We start from the raw sequence: 16,075 nt of genomic DNA, 5'->3' as shown, positions 1-16,075 counted from the left end.
ACGGTACTTTCTCGATAGAGTGGTTCCATGAACCGACCGATCCCGTCTGCCCCAAAGCGCACCCCATTGACTGCGTCAATGGCTCGCGCGCAGGCAACTGGCGGTCACACGAGCCTGCCGACCGTGGAAGAAGTCTCTTCCGGCGGCATCGTGATCGACTTCAACGACCCCACCTTCCCAGTGGCCATCATTGCCCGGTACAACCGTGGCGGACGGCTGGAATGGTGCCTGCCCAAGGGCCACCCGGAGGGCGTGGAAACCAATGAGGAAGCGGCTATCCGCGAAATCGAGGAAGAGACCGGCATTGCCGGACGCATCCTCGCCCCGCTGGGTTCGGTCGACTACTGGTTCACCGTGACGAATTACCGTGTGCACAAGACCGTGCACCATTTCCTGCTGGAAGCTACCGGCGGGCATCTGACGATCGAGAATGATCCCGATCATGAAGCCGTCGATGTTGCCTGGGTCCCCATCGGTTCCCTGGGCAAGCGCCTGTCCTTCCCTAATGAGCGCCGGATCGCTGATCTGGCACGCGAGGTCCTTACAAAGCATGTCTCAGGTTCCTAATCCATCTGCGGGCTCCGATCAGCTACACACCGGAGCCATGGACGTAGTCGCCGGACCTCCCCCGCAGCAGGCAGCTCAGCCTGTTGGCTCGCGCTCCAGGATCTATGCCCTGATGGCCTCCGGCACGATGGTCTCCCGCTTGCTGGGCTTCGTGCGCACGGCCTTGCTGGCGATGGCCATTGGTTCGGTCACCTCGGTGGCTGACATCTTTGAAAAAGCCAATATCATCCCGACTATCATCTACATGCTGCTGGCCGGCGGCATTTTCAACGTCGTGCTGATCCCGCAGCTGATCAAGGCCTCCAAGGCGAAGGACCGCGGCGCCGCGTACACGTCGAAATTGGTGACGCTGACCGTCGTGGGCATGGGTATCCTGACTCTGATCCTCACGCTCTGCGCCAGGCCATTGATCACAGTGCTCACCAATAACTGGACCGAGCCCATGATCGCGTTGGGAACGGCCTTTGCCTACTGGTCGCTGCCGCAGATCTTCTTCTATGGGCTCTACGCAGTGCTGGGCCAGGTGCTGAACGCGAATGGCCGCTTTGCCGCATTCATGTGGGCTCCTGCGGTCAACAACATCATCCAGCTGATCGTCATTGGCGCTTTCATCCTGACTTTCGGCGCCTACTCTTCGGGCGACCCGATGCAGGATTGGAGCGGCGTCAAGACCATGTGGCTGGCTGGCGGTGCCACCTTGGGTATCGTATTGCAGTCGGTGGCGCTGTTCTGGCCACTGAAGAAGACCGGGCTGAAACTGACACTGGACTTCCAATGGCGCGGCATGGGACTGCGCCACGTGGGCAAGCTGGCGATCTGGACCCTGGCGGCCATGGTGATCGGCAATCTCTCCTCGCTGGTGTACTCCAAGATCGTGTCCGGAGCTACCGCGGCTCGAGCGCAGCTGCCTCCCGAACAGGCCGCCTCGGTAGCCGGCGAGTACGCGTTGAACACCTCGCAGTTGATCACCGTGCTGCCGCACTCCCTGTTCGCGCTGACCGTCGCCACCGTGCTGTTCAACGACTTCGCCCGGGCTTTCACCGAGAACCGCCGCAAGGATGTTGGCAAGCTGCTCAATCAGGGCATGCGCTCCACCGCAATCCCTATCGTGTTCTGCACGCTGGTCTTCATCGTGCTGGCCGGACCGCTAGGCAGGCTCTTTGCCGGCAACTCCGAGAATGCTGCGCAGGCCGCGGGCGCTCTCGGGCAGCTGCTGGTGCTCACCGCGCTTGGGCTGCCGTTCAAGTCCTTGCAGTTCTTCATGCTGCGTGTCTTCTACGCAGAGGAGGATACCCGCACCCCGATGCTGATCCAGTCGGCCACCGCCGGGCTCGGATTGATCTTGGCGTTCGCCGCTGCAGCCGTGGTCGATCCGCTGCATATCGCCGCCGCCATTGCCTTCATCTACGGCTTGACCAACGTGCTGACCTGCATCGGCACCCACTATCTGATCAAGCGCCGCTACGGCAACTACGGTGTTTCCTCTGTCATCGACACCTACATTCGAGTCGGTTGGATGGCTACGCTCTCCTCCATCATTGGATGCATCGCGCTCTGGTTGCTGGGTGGATTCAACTTCGGATTCGCCTACGACTCCGTATTCAGCGCCCTGGTTTCGGTGGCTATTGTCGCGCTGGTGATGGGCATCGTCTTCATTGGCTTGCTGTACAAAACCAAGGTCCCGGAGCTCCAGTCGTTCCTGGGTCCGATCCTTCGCAGAATCCCGGGACTCAATCGCTGATGGTCCGCTGAAACTTGCTAGTGATTCTGGGCAAATAGGCACCAAATAGCTTGATCTGACCGGTAACATGGCAGGTGGTGGTCCGTGGACCGCCACCGAACCAAAATCAACCCCTTGGAGATGCACGTGTCGCAGCCAATCGATGTCGGCTCTGTCCTCAGCGGTCGCTACCAAGTAACCGAGAGTGTCCTTTCATCAGCTGAAGGAGACTTGGTACTCGGTGGCGTAGACCAGGTACTGAACCGCTCGGTCAGCATCATGGTGGCTTCCGTGGAGAATTCATCGCAGCTGGCAACGAGCGCACGCGAAATCGCCATGGGCGAGCGCGCTTCGAACGTTCAGGTGCTGGATCTGGGCATCACCGATGCCAACCAGACCTACCTCGTCGCCAACACCGCGCGTTCCTCGGACCTGCTGGACCTGGTATTGGAAACCGACGACGCTCCATATGTTGAGCCGTTCTTCACCGACACCCTGGGCACCGAGATCTTCGGCGAGTCCCGCCAGGCCGTCCCTGAGACCTACGAAGACGACAACGAGTACTACGACCAGCTGCAGTACGAAGACGAACCAGAGCAGCAGGGCAAGATCGGTTCCGCCTTGGCTGGTGGCTTCGCAGGACTGAAGAACCGGTTCGGCAAGAAGAACCAGGAACAGCCTGAAGAAGAACAGTTCGACCAGACTGCGCCTAATGAGCAGGTTCCCGCCACCATGGCTACCCCGGTTGCGCCAGCTGAAAAGCCAGCGGCCGAAGACAAGCCGAAGGTGTCCCGCCTGGAAGACGAAGACGAGCCTAATGTCACCGCAACTGCGGCCCTGGCTGCCGCTGCGCAGTCCAAGGGCAAGACGCCGGCCAAGCCTACCCAGAAGCCTGCCGAGGAAGATGAGAAGCCGGCAAAGAAGAAGGCTGCAGCAGCTGGAGCCGTAGCCGGCGCAGGCGCCGCTGCGGGTGCCGTAGCCGGCGCAGGCGCCGCTGCGGGTGCCGCCGCTGCCGCTGCCCCGAAAGCCTCGACCTTCCCCGCAGCTGCCAAGAATGCTCCTGCCCAGGACCCCCAGGTCGGCGAAGAGGAAGAGGAAGAAGGCGGTTCCAAGGGAACTCGCCTGCTGGTTGGCGCCGTCTTGCTCATCGTGCTGATTGTTGCAGTCGTGTTCGCTTTCAACTTCCTTGGTGGGGACAAGAACACCACCGCCGATGGCGAGCAGCCAACTGCCGTGGAGTCCCCGGAAAAGCCATCCGAGACCGAGAAAGAAAAGGACTCAACCGAGGACGCCTTGCCTGCTCCGAAGATCGACGACGTATCCCGCCTGGTTCCCGGCAATCAGCAGCTGAACTCCGAAACCGATGGCAAGCTGGGCCAGATGATCGACGGCAACGCCTCGAGCACCTACTCAACGTACTCGTACACCACCGCTGATTTCGGCGGCTTCGCTTCCAACATGGTCTTCATCCTGGAACTGGACGAGAAGTCCAAGATCTCCGAGGTCAATCTCGAGGGCCTGAACGGCACCGGCGGCAACTACGAAATCCTCGTCGGCGAATCCGAAGACCTGGGCGATGCCAAGTCGGTAGCCAAGGGTTCATTCTCCGGTCCTTCGGTATCGGTAACTGCCAAGGACGACGACAAGGACTACATGGAAGGAACCCACGTGTTCCTGGACATCACCGACCTGCCTCGCAAGGCATCCGGCGGCAATGATTCACGTCCATTCGGTCTCCAGATCGGTGAATTCTCCGCCAAGTAATAGAAGCGGAATTTTTTACGAAAGCAATGCGTTGAGGTGGATAGTGAGGTTAGACCTTGCTATCCACCTCGCATTATTAGAACGAAAGGGTTCTACCCCCGTGACTTCAGCACAGAACGACGAAATCCGCGACGTCATCATTGTCGGCTCCGGTCCGGCCGGTTACACCGCCGCGGTTTACACCGCCCGTGCGAATCTGAACCCACTAGTCATCGCCGGCTCAGTCACTGCCGGCGGCGAACTGATGAACACCACCGACGTGGAGAACTTCCCAGGCTTCCCCGAGGGCATCATGGGCCCAGACCTGATGGACAACATGCAGAAGCAAGCCGAACGCTTCGGCGCCGAGATCCTCTTCGACGACGTCACCGAAATGAACCTCGAAGGCGAAATCAAGACACTGTCCCTGGCTGACGGCACCATCTACCGTGCTCGTGCTGTCATCGTCTCCACCGGCTCCGCCTACCGCGAGCTGGGCCTCCAGGACGAAAAGCGCCTCTCTGGCCATGGCGTCTCCTGGTGCGCCACTTGCGACGGGTTCTTCTTCCGCGACCAGAGAATCGCCGTGATCGGCGGTGGCGACTCCGCCATGGAAGAAGCACTGTTCCTGACCAAGTTCGCCTCCAAGGTCATCGTCGTGCACCGCCGCAACGAGCTGCGCGCTTCGAAGATCATGGCCGACCGCGCCCTGGCCCACGAGAAGATCGAATTCATCTGGGACTCCGAAGTCATCGGCATCAACGGTGCCGATAAGGTCGAAGGCTTGGTCGTGAAGAACCGCACCAGCGGCGAAGAATCCACCGTGGATGTCACCGGTATCTTCGTGGCCATCGGCAACGACCCACGCGTGGATCTGGTCAAGGACCAGCTGCAGCTGACTTCCGAAGGCACCATCGCCGTTGAAGGCCGCACATCCAAGACCTCGCTGCCAGGTGTCTTCGCCGCCGGCGACGTCATCGATTCCACCTACCGCCAGGCCATTACCGCGGCCGGCTCGGGCTGCGCCGCGGCCCAGGACGTGGAGCACTACCTGGCCAACGTTTCCGAAACCCTCGCTACCGCCTAATAGTTTTCTCAGAAAGGGGTTGTCTCTCATGAGCAACGCAAAAGCAGTAACTGAAGCAACCTTCCAGGCCGATGTCCTGGATGCCGACAAGCCAGTGATCGTCGATTTCTGGGCTGAATGGTGCGGCCCTTGCCGCCAGCTCGGTCCAATCCTGGATCAGATCGCAGAAGAGCACGCTGCGAAGGTCGACGTCGTGAAGGTCAACGTCGATGAGAACCAGGCAATTGCCGCGAAGTACGGCATCACCAGCATCCCAGCCGTATACGTCTTCAAGGGCGGCGAGCATGTCGCTACTTCCATCGGTGCCAAGCCGAAGGCTGTCATCGAAAAGGACTTCGCAGAATACCTGTAAGCCAAGAACATGATTGAAGTGGGGATCAACCGCAAGGTTGGTCCCCACTTCTTATTTAACCGTGGCGCCGCGAGAAGTTCACTTGCTTTCGTTTTCTGGCGGTTTCCGAGCCTTACCCCAGCTCAGGTTGAGCCGGTTCTTCATCTGAAGGCCCTTTTGACATGCTGTTGCGAATATCCAAGGTAAAATATTTGTTTTTATTATTCTGGCTCTGTTCTATGACGCTTTGCACAGTTCTTTGGCACCCGTCAGCCAAGATGCGCATTTCATGCTCAGCAATGGACCCGGCAAGTTCGGGTTCGCATTTGATCGTTTCTCTGGCCACCTAGACAGGTTCCCGAATTCTGAATCTTGATGTCCTATGCAAAATTCAGCGATCCGCAATCGCCGTATTTCTAGCCCTTCAACTTCGGCCCACAATTCCAGACTGCACTGTGAAGGGCCGCGGAAACGCATCCGGATACGCCGCACATGCTAGCTGATTGGATGTGCTTTCTGACAGGCAGCCAAAACCAATTCCTCATGGGACTATCCGCTTCCGGTCGAAATTGCGTCAAATTCTGTCCATGGATAATCCAGGCCATGCCGACTGCCGCATCCCCGTGTCGCCGCGACACTCAGTTTTCATGGGCGTCTTTAGCTGGAACAGCATCTCTTGGTCTTGATTATTGGGGAGGGTTCAACGCGCAGTGAGAACTGCCAGGGCTAACGGAGTTCCAGGGAATTAGCGGAGCACTCCCCTTCCGCGTATCCACTGGTTGCTCACTGAGCCTACTGTTTCGCCGTCAATCGTCAGAATCCATGATGCTATCTCCTCCAAAGTCCGAACGGTTCAGCAACGAGTTCCTGAGGACGTTCTCTGGCTAAACTGGCACGCAGTAAGCAGAACAGAATCTTTCGGCTTGTGAGTTGTTGTCGTAAGTCAGTTGCTGCGGCCCAAACCATGTTTCGTGCCGATACGTCATCACCCACTGCGCAACTGTCACATGGGCCGCTGGGTAATGATGAGGTGCGACCTGTCGAAGATTGAATGAATCTGAGGTCGATTGCCGTGGAGCGAACGAGCCACATCATCGCTGAATAGCTGTTCATACCCATCGGGGCGAAGCTTGCCGGTAGAACCTGCATCAGGGACAAAGGCCTTAGACTCATGCTCGTTGCCCTACTGTCGACTCGCGAAGAGAAGGCCTGAATCTCCAATCTGCTAGTGATCGGAGGGGTTTCTCTCTGATCAGGTCATTGCAATTCTGCACTAGGTCCTAGTGCAATCAACTAACTCTGAACAGCGCGCTACCTATCTTTCGGGAAGTCGGTTTCCCCGAGGGCCAGTACTAACCCCACATATAAGTTCTTTCATTCACACGCTTCCCTCCTTCAGGTTCTCTTGCCTTTCAATTAATGGAGGTCTTCGCCCAGTTCTCCAACCCTGAGAAATTTAGGTTGATCACTACTACGGGCTTCGGCACCTGGGGCTTCGCACTCCACGGCATCATGCCTACCTATTGCGCGGCTGGTGCATGGACAGCTTGGTCCGAATTCCCGCGCTATTTACCTTGGGGCTTTTTTCTAGTGAATAGTTCCTTCGAACCGGGACAAAAGCAGGAGCGGGTTGAGCCGGGTTTGCGGAGACTCTAGTGAACCTATTTCACCGCTAATCCTCCTACTCTCTTGGATTGAAGGTTGTGATCCTTCTGGATTTCCCTTCGCTCACCTTGCTCATGAGCGGGATCTGGAGCGCTGCCGGGCCGCTCATGCCCGAGAGGGCTCCCGGAGACCCATACATCCGCCTAGGACGCGCTTCTGCAGCCTCATAAGTCACTCCTAAGGCTTTCTGGCCATCTGTTGCTCGACCCCTCCCTAGGGCCTTGGCGTCATTTCCTCCTGTCAGCTGCTGGCGTTGAAGTGGTTGGACGATCGTATCCAGGCTTCACCTTCCGCGCGTATGGGACCAAGGGTCAAGTTATCCCTCGGCATCTCGCGACGCTCTTACTTTCCTGCACGCCGTGCGTGCTCGCCGGGTTTTTGGCGCTGGAACGAACTTCCTCATGTCCGCGCCGCAAGCCGCAGGCTGATCGCTGTCCTCTCACGTAGGCACCGGCCAGACAGGTCCTCTCCGGCGCTCGTACAGGCCTACGCATGTATTCAGCAAGCTTCTTATGCCTCATCTCAGCAAAGGCTGTCAGCCTGCGGGTAGTGGGTATAGCATCATTAGCTATTCATCTCGGGGGCGGGGTGCCCAGGTCGTGCGTGGCCGCTCCATTCTGTGCAACGTCAACCCTGCATGTGCTTTCAGGTCGTTCTGGTTGTTTCACGTGAAACACCAAGCGCATCGTTGAGTTCAGGACAATCAAAGGGCGGTCAGGTTAATGTTTCACGTGAAACACGTTTCGCTTCGCAGACGTCAGCAGGTTCGAAGGGTGGTCTGGATCATGTTTCACGTGAAACGTTGCTTCAAGGCAGCTGCTCTCAGTGTTCATGTTGCGGTTCCGCCCCCCCACCAGTCGCAGTCGCCGATTCAAGAAATTCGAGAGACGGTGACACGATTTCATGACAGCTCGAACTCGGATTTCTAGAGATCTGGATGTCGGTTCGGCAAGGGTGCGCACCAATGTTAATCCCACACCTGCGTCAGGAATCTTAATGGAGTCGTTGTTTCTCATCAGCGTGCCCTGGCTCAGGGGGCGCGTAATGGCTTCGGGAAGGGCTAGTACCACTCCCCCATCGCACGGCATGGCGCATTCGACATAAGAAGTTCCGGTCATGCCCGCAACACCAACTGAAAATCGCCTTCTTATCGTCAAACGGAATCGGACCTGTACCGTCCAATTCTCCCTACGCCAGCTCGGCATTGGTCAGCAAACCGGACGGTTCTTCGCCCGATATGGATGGTTAGGCGAAGACAGCCTCTCCTCAGGGTGAACCAAGCAATCAGTATTCGCCGAGGCATCAACCTCGTCACCATTGGCCTCACCCCAGCGGACAATCGGCGGATTGGACCTGGTTAGCACCGACTTCTGTTAATAACGATCAGCTGCATCAACGGCCGCAGTACCGAATGGAATGTAATCCACCTTGACGATGATCAACAGTTTGTATTGCATAAGACGCAGCAACTCATGAGTCGATTTCCCTCCGTGATGCGCCGCCACCAACCTTTACGCGCAGCCAGAGCTGTTCATCGAAGAGCATTGGATACCACTGCCGGCAGGCTTTGACACCCAGCGCAATACGCGAGTTAGTATTCACCGCCCATGGCGGTCCTCTACAGGTCACGAGCATAGCTGTCGGGATGATCGCCGTCCTGGCCCGGCAGGTTCACGAGTCCATCCCTCATCATGTGCTGGATCAACATGCTACTTGCACGTCCGACAGATTGATGGCATTTTCATGGCTCTCGCCAACTGCTCAATCGTTTCTTCCGAAGTACGCATTACTGGTCATCATGAAAGTCGTGGATGTCCAGGCAAGGGATTCTATTGCCGGCCGATACCTGGCGTGACGCGACCACGCAGCCGTGGTCGTGGCCAAATAACGGTTGTGCGTCGAATCTTGCTCAACGCACAACGCAGTAATCTGCACATGTGCCGGATCGGTAATCATCTGGTGCTTGTGAATATTCGGTGGTTTGAGAGCCACCCAATATTGCGCTTCTGGGCCAGTCGTTATTGTGGTTCAGATCCACCCAATAGTCTCCCTTAGAACCACCTGCCGGATCATCAGTCCGGCAGGCAGTCCTGAACGAGGATTCCATCGAATCAACGCCCCGTGGCTGATGCTCCGGCCGAGAGTACACCTCACACATGTTGCGCCCACCGGTCTCAACCCAAATCGTATCGTGCACGACATGATCCATGATCGCGTCGGCCAACGCACCAGCGTCCAGCCGGGCACGCCAATCCGATTGCTTGTACTGCGTACAGAAAATGGTGGATGCAGCGTCATACCGCCGCCCTATGAGCTCGAAGATGATTCTCAGCAACCCGCCGGCTGGAGGATCCAAAAGCCACTCATCCATCAGCAAGACGCAACCACCGGCGCGCGCGGACAGAATACTGGGTGGCTCAGAACCGCAATATTGGCGGCTCTCGAAAAGTCCAATATTCAGCTTGTCCAGCACCGCGGAGGATCAGCCACCACCGGCTGGCCGCAGACCCTCTATCCATGGTCACCGTGGAATCAACAATCCGGCCAATGTCTGAAGGATGCACCAATTAATTATTGCGGCCCAGACTCATGCTATAGGTCCTTCTCCATCGTGCCCGATGGCTGAGCCCGGTACTGATGGCATCGAAGGCGAGATGATCATTGTGCCTAGAGCCTACGGCGACCGGTCGATGCTCCGGACCTGGATCGGGCTGAACGGTGTACATTGGCTTTCGGTAGACACCCGTCGAGCTGTTTGCTGAGATTCTGAAGGAAAGAGGATTCAAGCAACTGGTTGCATTCGGTTTGCTCTTTGAACTCAGAATCTCTCGGTGGAGCCAGAATGCTCCTGCTAGCCAGCGGCTCGGCAAGCACTGAATTGACTTCCGTGTCTTTCCTTTTGCTTCCGAATCGCGGATTCACGGTCCCAGATTCTGCTCTTGAGGACCGCGTCATCATCGTCGTTCTAGCTCCACATCCCAACGCTCAGATCCGGGCATTGCCAACTAGGAATCATCAGCGCTTTGAACACCCTCAAATGCGACAGCCTCATCATCAGCTCCGGCAGGATCAGAGCCTGGTCGGATCCGACAGATGTCCGTGGCTTGGGGAACCACAGATCCACTTGCGCGGCTTGCCCTGATTCGTGGAACATCCGGTCCGCAGGGCCCACGTTCGTGTATTCCGGACATATCAGTGCGACCCGGTTCTTCAACGTGGAGATGGAATTCGTTCATTCGATTCGTTCGTCGATGGCCGTCGCCGGCATGCGCGGATACTCGCAGACCAGCCTGCGGGTTTCTGGTTCGAAAGCGTCAGCGATGGAACCATGCTTCGTCTGCAGGTCATTTGCAGACTCGGTGACTGCCAATGCTGAACATACGGTGTTACGTGCGATGCCAAGTCGCCGCGAGATCGCCGTTATTGGCACGCCTTCTGCTCAATGCAGTCGACGGATCTCTGCGTACTGTTCCACATTGATCCTTCCCTCAGAATGTCTGTTGAATGGATCAGGTGGGGTGAATATTCAAAAGTCGTTCAATGGTTAGCATTCAGTTAGCGTTGGCACCCCTCCGAACTTGCCCCCGGTTGGTCCTGCCATAAGTCCATAGCGGCCTTCCTTGGCCCTTCACGGCCTTCGTGCGAGCCTTCCTCTCCCCTACCCGACTCCCGGCTCTCGTGGCATCGCTATACGCCCACCTTGCTGCTCAGAGAGTCATCACGGTATGCCTGACTATCTGATCTTGCTGTTCCAGAACATGCTGTATGCAGTCCTTACTCAACGCCGTTGCATATCTGCCCTAAGCAAGAACGATGAAACGTACCCTTGGAATCGCCCGATACGGCTTCTCGGTCCAAGGTTTTCGGAGTTGTGCTCAGTTGCGGACAGCATCCTGGCTCCCTTGCACATCAGTCCTCGAACAAACTAAGAAGCATGGCTGACACATGCCACTGCGCATTAGATGGAGTAGAGCCAGGCAGGGATAGACCGCGAAAACCATCAGTGTCTCTACTGATCGCACCTTGTGTTCTCCTTCGCACTGGAAGGTAGCCGGAATACTGTGCCCCAAATGCGGCACCTATCGCCCCGGATGTCCTACCAAGCAGAATACTGGCGGCCCAAATCCGTATCCGCTGGGGTAGTTCCCGCAGCCAGGCGGGTCGAATCATGCGTTCTATCCTCGTCCCGTTCTCCGTAGAATTCATTAAGTGGAGGCATTTCGGTGACCTAAACTGAATGGCTCGCTGATCCTCAGGAGCAGGCATCGGAGAATGGTTACGAAGCGAGGTGAAGGGCTCGGCTCAGCGATGCGGTGCCAATCCCGAACCTGGTACGGTGTGTCCTGCTTTCTCTACATTTCTGGACAGCGTCGTGGCTACTTCGTGCTCATGCCATCGGCATGTACGTTCCCTCTTTGATAAGCCAACGGCGGATGCCAACAATCAGTTTTATGCTTGCTGAATAATTGACTGTTTGGGGGCCAGCAATATTGCACGTGGGGACTACCCCGGGAAAATCTGATTATTTTCCGTGGGAGCCACCAGTGGCATTGCGGGGAGCCGTTTTGCCGGTGGTCTGGCGGGTGCAACTATGTGAGCAGGTCCGGTTCCGATCGATCGCCCCTGCAGTCTGCCGGACACTGCCAACAATGGGACGTGCACGGCGGCCAACATCCTGCCGGTGATAGCGGAGCCATTGTCCGGGGACCCTGACGGGAAGCATCTCCGTAGGCGGCCCGTGCCCAGGGAACGCTACCGCGGCCCGGTCCTGTGTGTCCTGCACGCGGTGTCTGCAGAAGGGGCGACTCCAGTCGCCATGCAGAGGATGGTCATGGACCGGAACGTCCACCGTACTAGCCGGCACTGGGCAGGAAGACACACGTGACGCGAGGAGATCGGCGCCGTACAGAATCAGGTGGCACCCGCTGGAGGCCGGTGGCTTTCACGCGGGAGGTACTGGTCCCCAACTGCAATATCAGTGGCCCCCAATGGCAATATTGGGTGGTCCCCAAGGCGTCGAATACTCACTTGCTGTGGTTCATGATCCATTTGATGCGAAAGCTATGCGGGCACACCTAAGTATCCGTTTATGGACAGCAGCGGTTTCCTACCCACCAACGATTCGTCTCCATGTGCCGCCCTCATACTTGGTTGGCAGTAACCTCGCATGGAGTATTTGTTTCACGTGAAACACAGGCTCTAGATACAAGAAAGGCGCATGTTTCACGTGAAACATGCGCCAGTTCATGAAATTACGAGTTCATAGTCGGATCAATAACCTGCATGATGCGGTTCAGATCATCCACCGAAGCGAACTCGATGCTGACTTTGCCCTTGCGGCTGCCAAGCTGAATCTTGACGTTAGTGTCCAAGCGGTCCGCGAGCGAAGTTGCCAGGAAGTCCAGGCGTTCATTGCGCTGGGTCTCTCGCGCCTTCTTTGCTGGCTTTCGTGGCTTGTCGTCACTCAGTGCCACTGCTTCTTCGGTCGCGCGCACGGACAAGCCCTCATTGATGATTCGCTGAGCCAGCTGCTCGATGACTTCGTTGTTCGACAGTCCTAGCAACGCGCGCGCATGACCGGCAGAAAGAACGCCAGCCGCAACACGACGCTGAACGAGTGGAGGTAGTTTCATCAAGCGAATCGTATTGGAAATCTGCGAACGGGATCGTCCGATTCGTTCTGAAAGCACTTCCTGGGTGCAATTGAACTCTTCTAGAAGCTGCTGATAAGCAGCGGCCTCTTCCAGTGGATTCAGTTGTGAGCGATGCAGGTTCTCGAGCAAGGCGTCGCGCAACAGATCGGTGTCATGCGTGTCGCGGATAATGGCCGGGATAGTCGCTAGGCCAGCCGCCTGTGTCGCGCGCCAACGGCGTTCACCCATGACCAGCTCATACGGAGCGTCATCTTTCTCGCGGGAAGGGCGGACCACGATAGGTTGAAGCAATCCAATTTCGCGGATCGAATGGATGAGTTCATCCATATGCTCCTGATCGAAGTTGGTACGCGGCTGCTTGCGATTTGGGTGAATCAGCTGGACGTCGAGTTCAGCGAACTGTGCGCCAGGAACTTCGACAAGATCGGGAGAGTCTGATTTTACAGGTTGCGGCTCGGTCTTCTTAGGTGCTGGTTTCTCAGCTGATGCGTCTTCCTGAGGTGCAGAGGTATTCTTTCCCCCAAGAGTTGTATTCAAGCCAGGCATAGTTGCGCGAGCGCGCTTTGCCGGCTTTGCGGGAGTGGTTGGCGCCTTAGGTGCCGAGGACTTGCGTCCCGGTTCGAAGAACATATCGACAGGACGTGTAGCGCGCGACTTCGACGCTTCCGCGGCCGGATCTACAGGAGCTGTTTCACGTGAAACATTCTGGTTTTCCTCAGGAGCCGCCGTCGCCGGTGAGCTGGAAATAAGGGCACCCAGTCCCCTGCCCAATCCCCGCTTCTTATCTGCCATGTTCTTCGCACGCCCTTTCATCCGAAATTTCAGCCCGAGACTAGTCTACTGTTTTTTGGCTTTGAACCGGGGATGCGCACAGTGCGTCAGCCGTGGCTCTCACCGTACGAATCTCGCATCCGCATCAGATAGATCTGGAAAAACAAACGAAAATCTAAGGGGATGATCTTTTCCAGCGTGAAACGTATTTATAAGGTCTTACGCGCCTCGTTCAGCCATCTCTACGGCTGCTTCGGAGTACGACAATGCACCAGTCGAATTTGGATCATAAGTAATGACGGTCTGCTGGTAGCTCGGCGCTTCAGAGATTCGTACCGAACGAGGGATGACGGCCTTGAGCACCTGCTCTGGGAAGTGCTCACGGACTTCGTTGGCGACCTGCGCGGCCAAATTCGTGCGACCGTCGTACATGGTCAGCAGTATCGTCGAAACCGTCAGCTTGGAGTTCAAATGCTTCTGGATCATTTCAATGTTCTTCAGTAGCTGGCTCAGGCCCTCGAGCGCATAGTACTCGCACTGGATTGGGATGAGAACTTCACGAGCGGCAACGAAGGCGTTAACGGTCAGCAGGCCTAGGCTTGGCGGGCAGTCGATGAAGACGTAGTCCAAGCGAGGCAGCCCCTTGCGCTGGCGGGTACGCGCGTAGTCATCCAGGGCGCGCTGCAGGCGCTGTTCGCGGGCTACTAATGAAACCAACTCGATTTCAGCGCCTGCCAGGTGAATGGTTGCAGGAGCGACCTGCAGGGTTGGCAAGTCTGGGCATGTAGCTACTACGTCAGCCAATGGAAGATCATTGATTAACACGTCATAAATGCTGTCTACTTCAGCGTGGTGTTCAATGCCCAGCGCGGTAGAAGCGTTGCCCTGCGGGTCGATATCAATGACCAGGACGTTTAGCCCGCCCTTGGCTAGGGCGGCGGCAAGGTTCACCGTGGTCGTCGTCTTGCCTACGCCACCCTTCTGGTTGGAAATGGTGAAATAGCGGGTCTTCTCAGGCATTGGCACCTTGCGGGCCTCCAAAGCTTCGCGACGACGATGTTCACTAGCTATCTGAGTAGCCAAAGGCGAGGACGAGTCGTTGAAATCAAACGCGCTATCCGATGAATCCTTAGTCTTAGACAAAGGTAAAACTCCTCCTCGTGAATTGATGCACCTAATGCTCATGGCGTGCACCGATAATGTTTCACGTGAAACATTCAAAACAAGTCATGCAGATTGCGAAATGGCTTCATCCTCGAAAACTATGAGGATGAAAGCCATTTCGCTTCTATAACTATTTAACAGACTATCGCGTCAACCTTAGCCAACCTTGATGCGAACCACCGTGGTTGGCTCTGCAAGGATGCTTTCGCCCACAGTGAGCACTTCGGTTTCCCTGCCGCCAAGCTTGCGGATCGCCTTGGTAGCCTTAGCGATCTCTTCGACAGCGGAGCGGCCCTTGATGGCGATGAGCTCGCCCTGTCCGTGTAGCAATGGAATAGTCAGTCCAGCCAAGTTGGTCAGAGCAGATACGGCACGGGCCGTGACATAGCGTGCGTTGACGACGTCGACCATCTGCTCTGCACGGCCACGCATCACGGTGACGTTGTCCAGACCCAGATCATCGATAACCTCGGAGAGCCAGATGCAGCGGCGCTCCAGAGGCTCAATAAGCGTCAATTTGAGGTCCGCGCGGGCAATTGCCAAGCAGAGCCCTGGAAGGCCAGCACCGGAGCCTACGTCGGCTACCTCGGCGTCCTTCTCCATGATCTCTTCGATCACGGCGCAGTTGAGCACGTGACGGGACCACAGACGGGGTACTTCCCGTGGGCCAAGAAGCCCGCGCTCAATGCCCGAGGTCGCCAGATGCTCCACATAGCGCTTGGCAAGATCCAGGCGGTCACCGAAGATCTTCTCGGCAGCCAGGGTCTCTTCTGCAGTAAGGCTGAGGTCCTCAGTCATGGTCGTTGGTCCTTAGGTCGATCAGCACGCTCTCGCGTGATGGTTCTTAGCTGTCCAGTACCGAAATAACGATATGGCGTCGGGTCGATTCACCCTCGGATTCCGAGTGCAGTCCTGCATCGGCGATCACGTCGTGCACGAGCTTGCGCTCGTAGGCGCTCATTGGATCCAAGTGGGTCTTCTCGCCGGTTTCGCGTACCGACGCAATAGCATCTTCAGCGATCTTGCGGAGCAGTTCTGCGCGCTCTGCGCGGTAGCCGGCAATATCCAGGATCAAGCGCGAACGTTCACCGGTAGCAGTGAGCACTGCCAGCCGGGTGAGTTCCTGGAGGGCATCGAGGACTTCTCCATCCTTGCCTACGAGGCTCTCCAACGAGGCGTCTGCGTCCTCGGCAAGGATCGAGATGTAGGTGCGGCCACCGCGGATCTCGATGTCGATATCGCCGTCCAGATCTGCAATGTCCAGAAGCTCTTCGAGGTAGTCGGCGGCGACGTCGCCCTCGTCCAGAACTTCCTGGTCGTCTTCGATCTGGTTTTCCAGTTCTGGTGCGTCGATGTTCTCAGTTGCAGTCATG

The 16,075-nt window shown here is 57.0% G+C and carries 11 protein-coding genes; 5 read left to right on the top strand and 6 right to left on the bottom strand.

Annotation, left to right across the window (positions count from 1 at the left end; translation table 11 throughout):
* The first annotated feature begins 27 nt into the window (after positions 1-27).
* The 5 genes from ACFVHU_RS12865 to trxA all read left to right on the top strand — a co-directional run bounded on the left by ACFVHU_RS12865 (position 28) and on the right by trxA (position 5,469).
* Positions 28-567 (top strand): NUDIX domain-containing protein, encoded by a 540-nt coding sequence (locus tag ACFVHU_RS12865; RefSeq protein WP_105656609.1) that lies wholly within the window; start codon positions 28-30, stop codon positions 565-567.
* A gap of 37 nt (positions 568-604) precedes the next feature.
* Positions 605-2,308, top strand: coding sequence for a murein biosynthesis integral membrane protein MurJ (murJ, locus tag ACFVHU_RS12860; protein WP_286134650.1), 1,704 nt, complete (start codon positions 605-607; stop codon positions 2,306-2,308).
* 126 nt (positions 2,309-2,434) lie between these two features.
* A complete protein-coding gene (locus tag ACFVHU_RS12855; protein WP_388024726.1) occupies positions 2,435-4,051 on the top strand; it encodes a hypothetical protein in 1,617 nt (538 codons plus the stop codon).
* A 100-nt stretch (positions 4,052-4,151) separates the two neighbouring features.
* The gene (trxB, locus tag ACFVHU_RS12850) at positions 4,152-5,117 is read left to right on the top strand and encodes a thioredoxin-disulfide reductase (RefSeq protein WP_105656612.1); all 966 of its coding nucleotides are present in this window, start codon (positions 4,152-4,154) and stop codon (positions 5,115-5,117) included.
* Positions 5,118-5,145: 28 nt separating this feature from the next.
* On the top strand, positions 5,146-5,469 hold the full coding sequence (gene trxA / locus ACFVHU_RS12845) for a thioredoxin (protein ID WP_105656613.1): 324 nt from the start codon (positions 5,146-5,148) through the stop codon (positions 5,467-5,469).
* A 112-nt stretch (positions 5,470-5,581) separates the two neighbouring features.
* Here trxA and ACFVHU_RS12840 read toward each other — a convergent pair whose 3' ends face one another.
* The 6 genes from ACFVHU_RS12840 to ACFVHU_RS12815 form a co-directional block, all read right to left on the bottom strand.
* Positions 5,582-5,794 carry a hypothetical protein gene (locus ACFVHU_RS12840; RefSeq protein WP_133833767.1) on the bottom strand — a complete coding sequence of 71 codons (213 nt, stop codon included), beginning with the start codon at positions 5,792-5,794 and terminating at the stop codon, positions 5,582-5,584.
* A gap of 3,228 nt (positions 5,795-9,022) precedes the next feature.
* Positions 9,023-9,586 carry an ATP-binding protein gene (locus ACFVHU_RS12835; RefSeq protein WP_388024725.1) on the bottom strand — a complete coding sequence of 188 codons (564 nt, stop codon included), beginning with the start codon at positions 9,584-9,586 and terminating at the stop codon, positions 9,023-9,025.
* A 2,779-nt stretch (positions 9,587-12,365) separates the two neighbouring features.
* A complete protein-coding gene (locus ACFVHU_RS12830; RefSeq protein ID WP_332486933.1) occupies positions 12,366-13,559 on the bottom strand; it encodes a ParB/RepB/Spo0J family partition protein in 1,194 nt (397 codons plus the stop codon).
* A gap of 198 nt (positions 13,560-13,757) precedes the next feature.
* Positions 13,758-14,681: a ParA family protein gene (locus tag ACFVHU_RS12825; RefSeq protein WP_105658699.1), complete on the bottom strand. Its 924-nt coding sequence runs from the start codon at positions 14,679-14,681 to the stop codon at positions 13,758-13,760.
* Between the two features lie 177 nt (positions 14,682-14,858).
* Entirely contained in the window at positions 14,859-15,500 is a 642-nt protein-coding gene (gene rsmG, locus ACFVHU_RS12820) for a 16S rRNA (guanine(527)-N(7))-methyltransferase RsmG (RefSeq protein WP_388024723.1), read from the bottom strand.
* 46 nt (positions 15,501-15,546) lie between these two features.
* A complete protein-coding gene (locus tag ACFVHU_RS12815; protein ID WP_133833763.1) occupies positions 15,547-16,074 on the bottom strand; it encodes a R3H domain-containing nucleic acid-binding protein in 528 nt (175 codons plus the stop codon).
* Position 16,075 lies beyond the last annotated feature (1 nt).

This window comes from Glutamicibacter sp. NPDC127525 (assembly GCF_042672105.1).
Taxonomy (GTDB): Bacteria; Actinomycetota; Actinomycetes; order Actinomycetales; family Micrococcaceae; genus Glutamicibacter.
Note: the sequence above shows the minus strand (reverse complement) of the source record. Positions and strands in the feature narration are given on the sequence as shown.

Excerpts from the sequence above, each read along its gene's own strand:
- murJ (WP_286134650.1), top strand. The coding sequence starts at position 605 with ATGGACGTAGTCGCCGGACCTCCCCCGCAGCAGGCAGCTCAGCCTGTT.
- ACFVHU_RS12865 (WP_105656609.1), top strand. The coding sequence starts at position 28 with ATGAACCGACCGATCCCGTCTGCCCCAAAGCGCACCCCATTGACTGCG.
- ACFVHU_RS12815 (WP_133833763.1), bottom strand. The coding sequence starts at position 16,074 with ATGACTGCAACTGAGAACATCGACGCACCAGAACTGGAAAACCAGATC.
- ACFVHU_RS12830 (WP_332486933.1), bottom strand. The coding sequence starts at position 13,559 with ATGGCAGATAAGAAGCGGGGATTGGGCAGGGGACTGGGTGCCCTTATT.
- trxA (WP_105656613.1), top strand. The coding sequence starts at position 5,146 with ATGAGCAACGCAAAAGCAGTAACTGAAGCAACCTTCCAGGCCGATGTC.
- rsmG (WP_388024723.1), bottom strand. The coding sequence starts at position 15,500 with ATGACTGAGGACCTCAGCCTTACTGCAGAAGAGACCCTGGCTGCCGAG.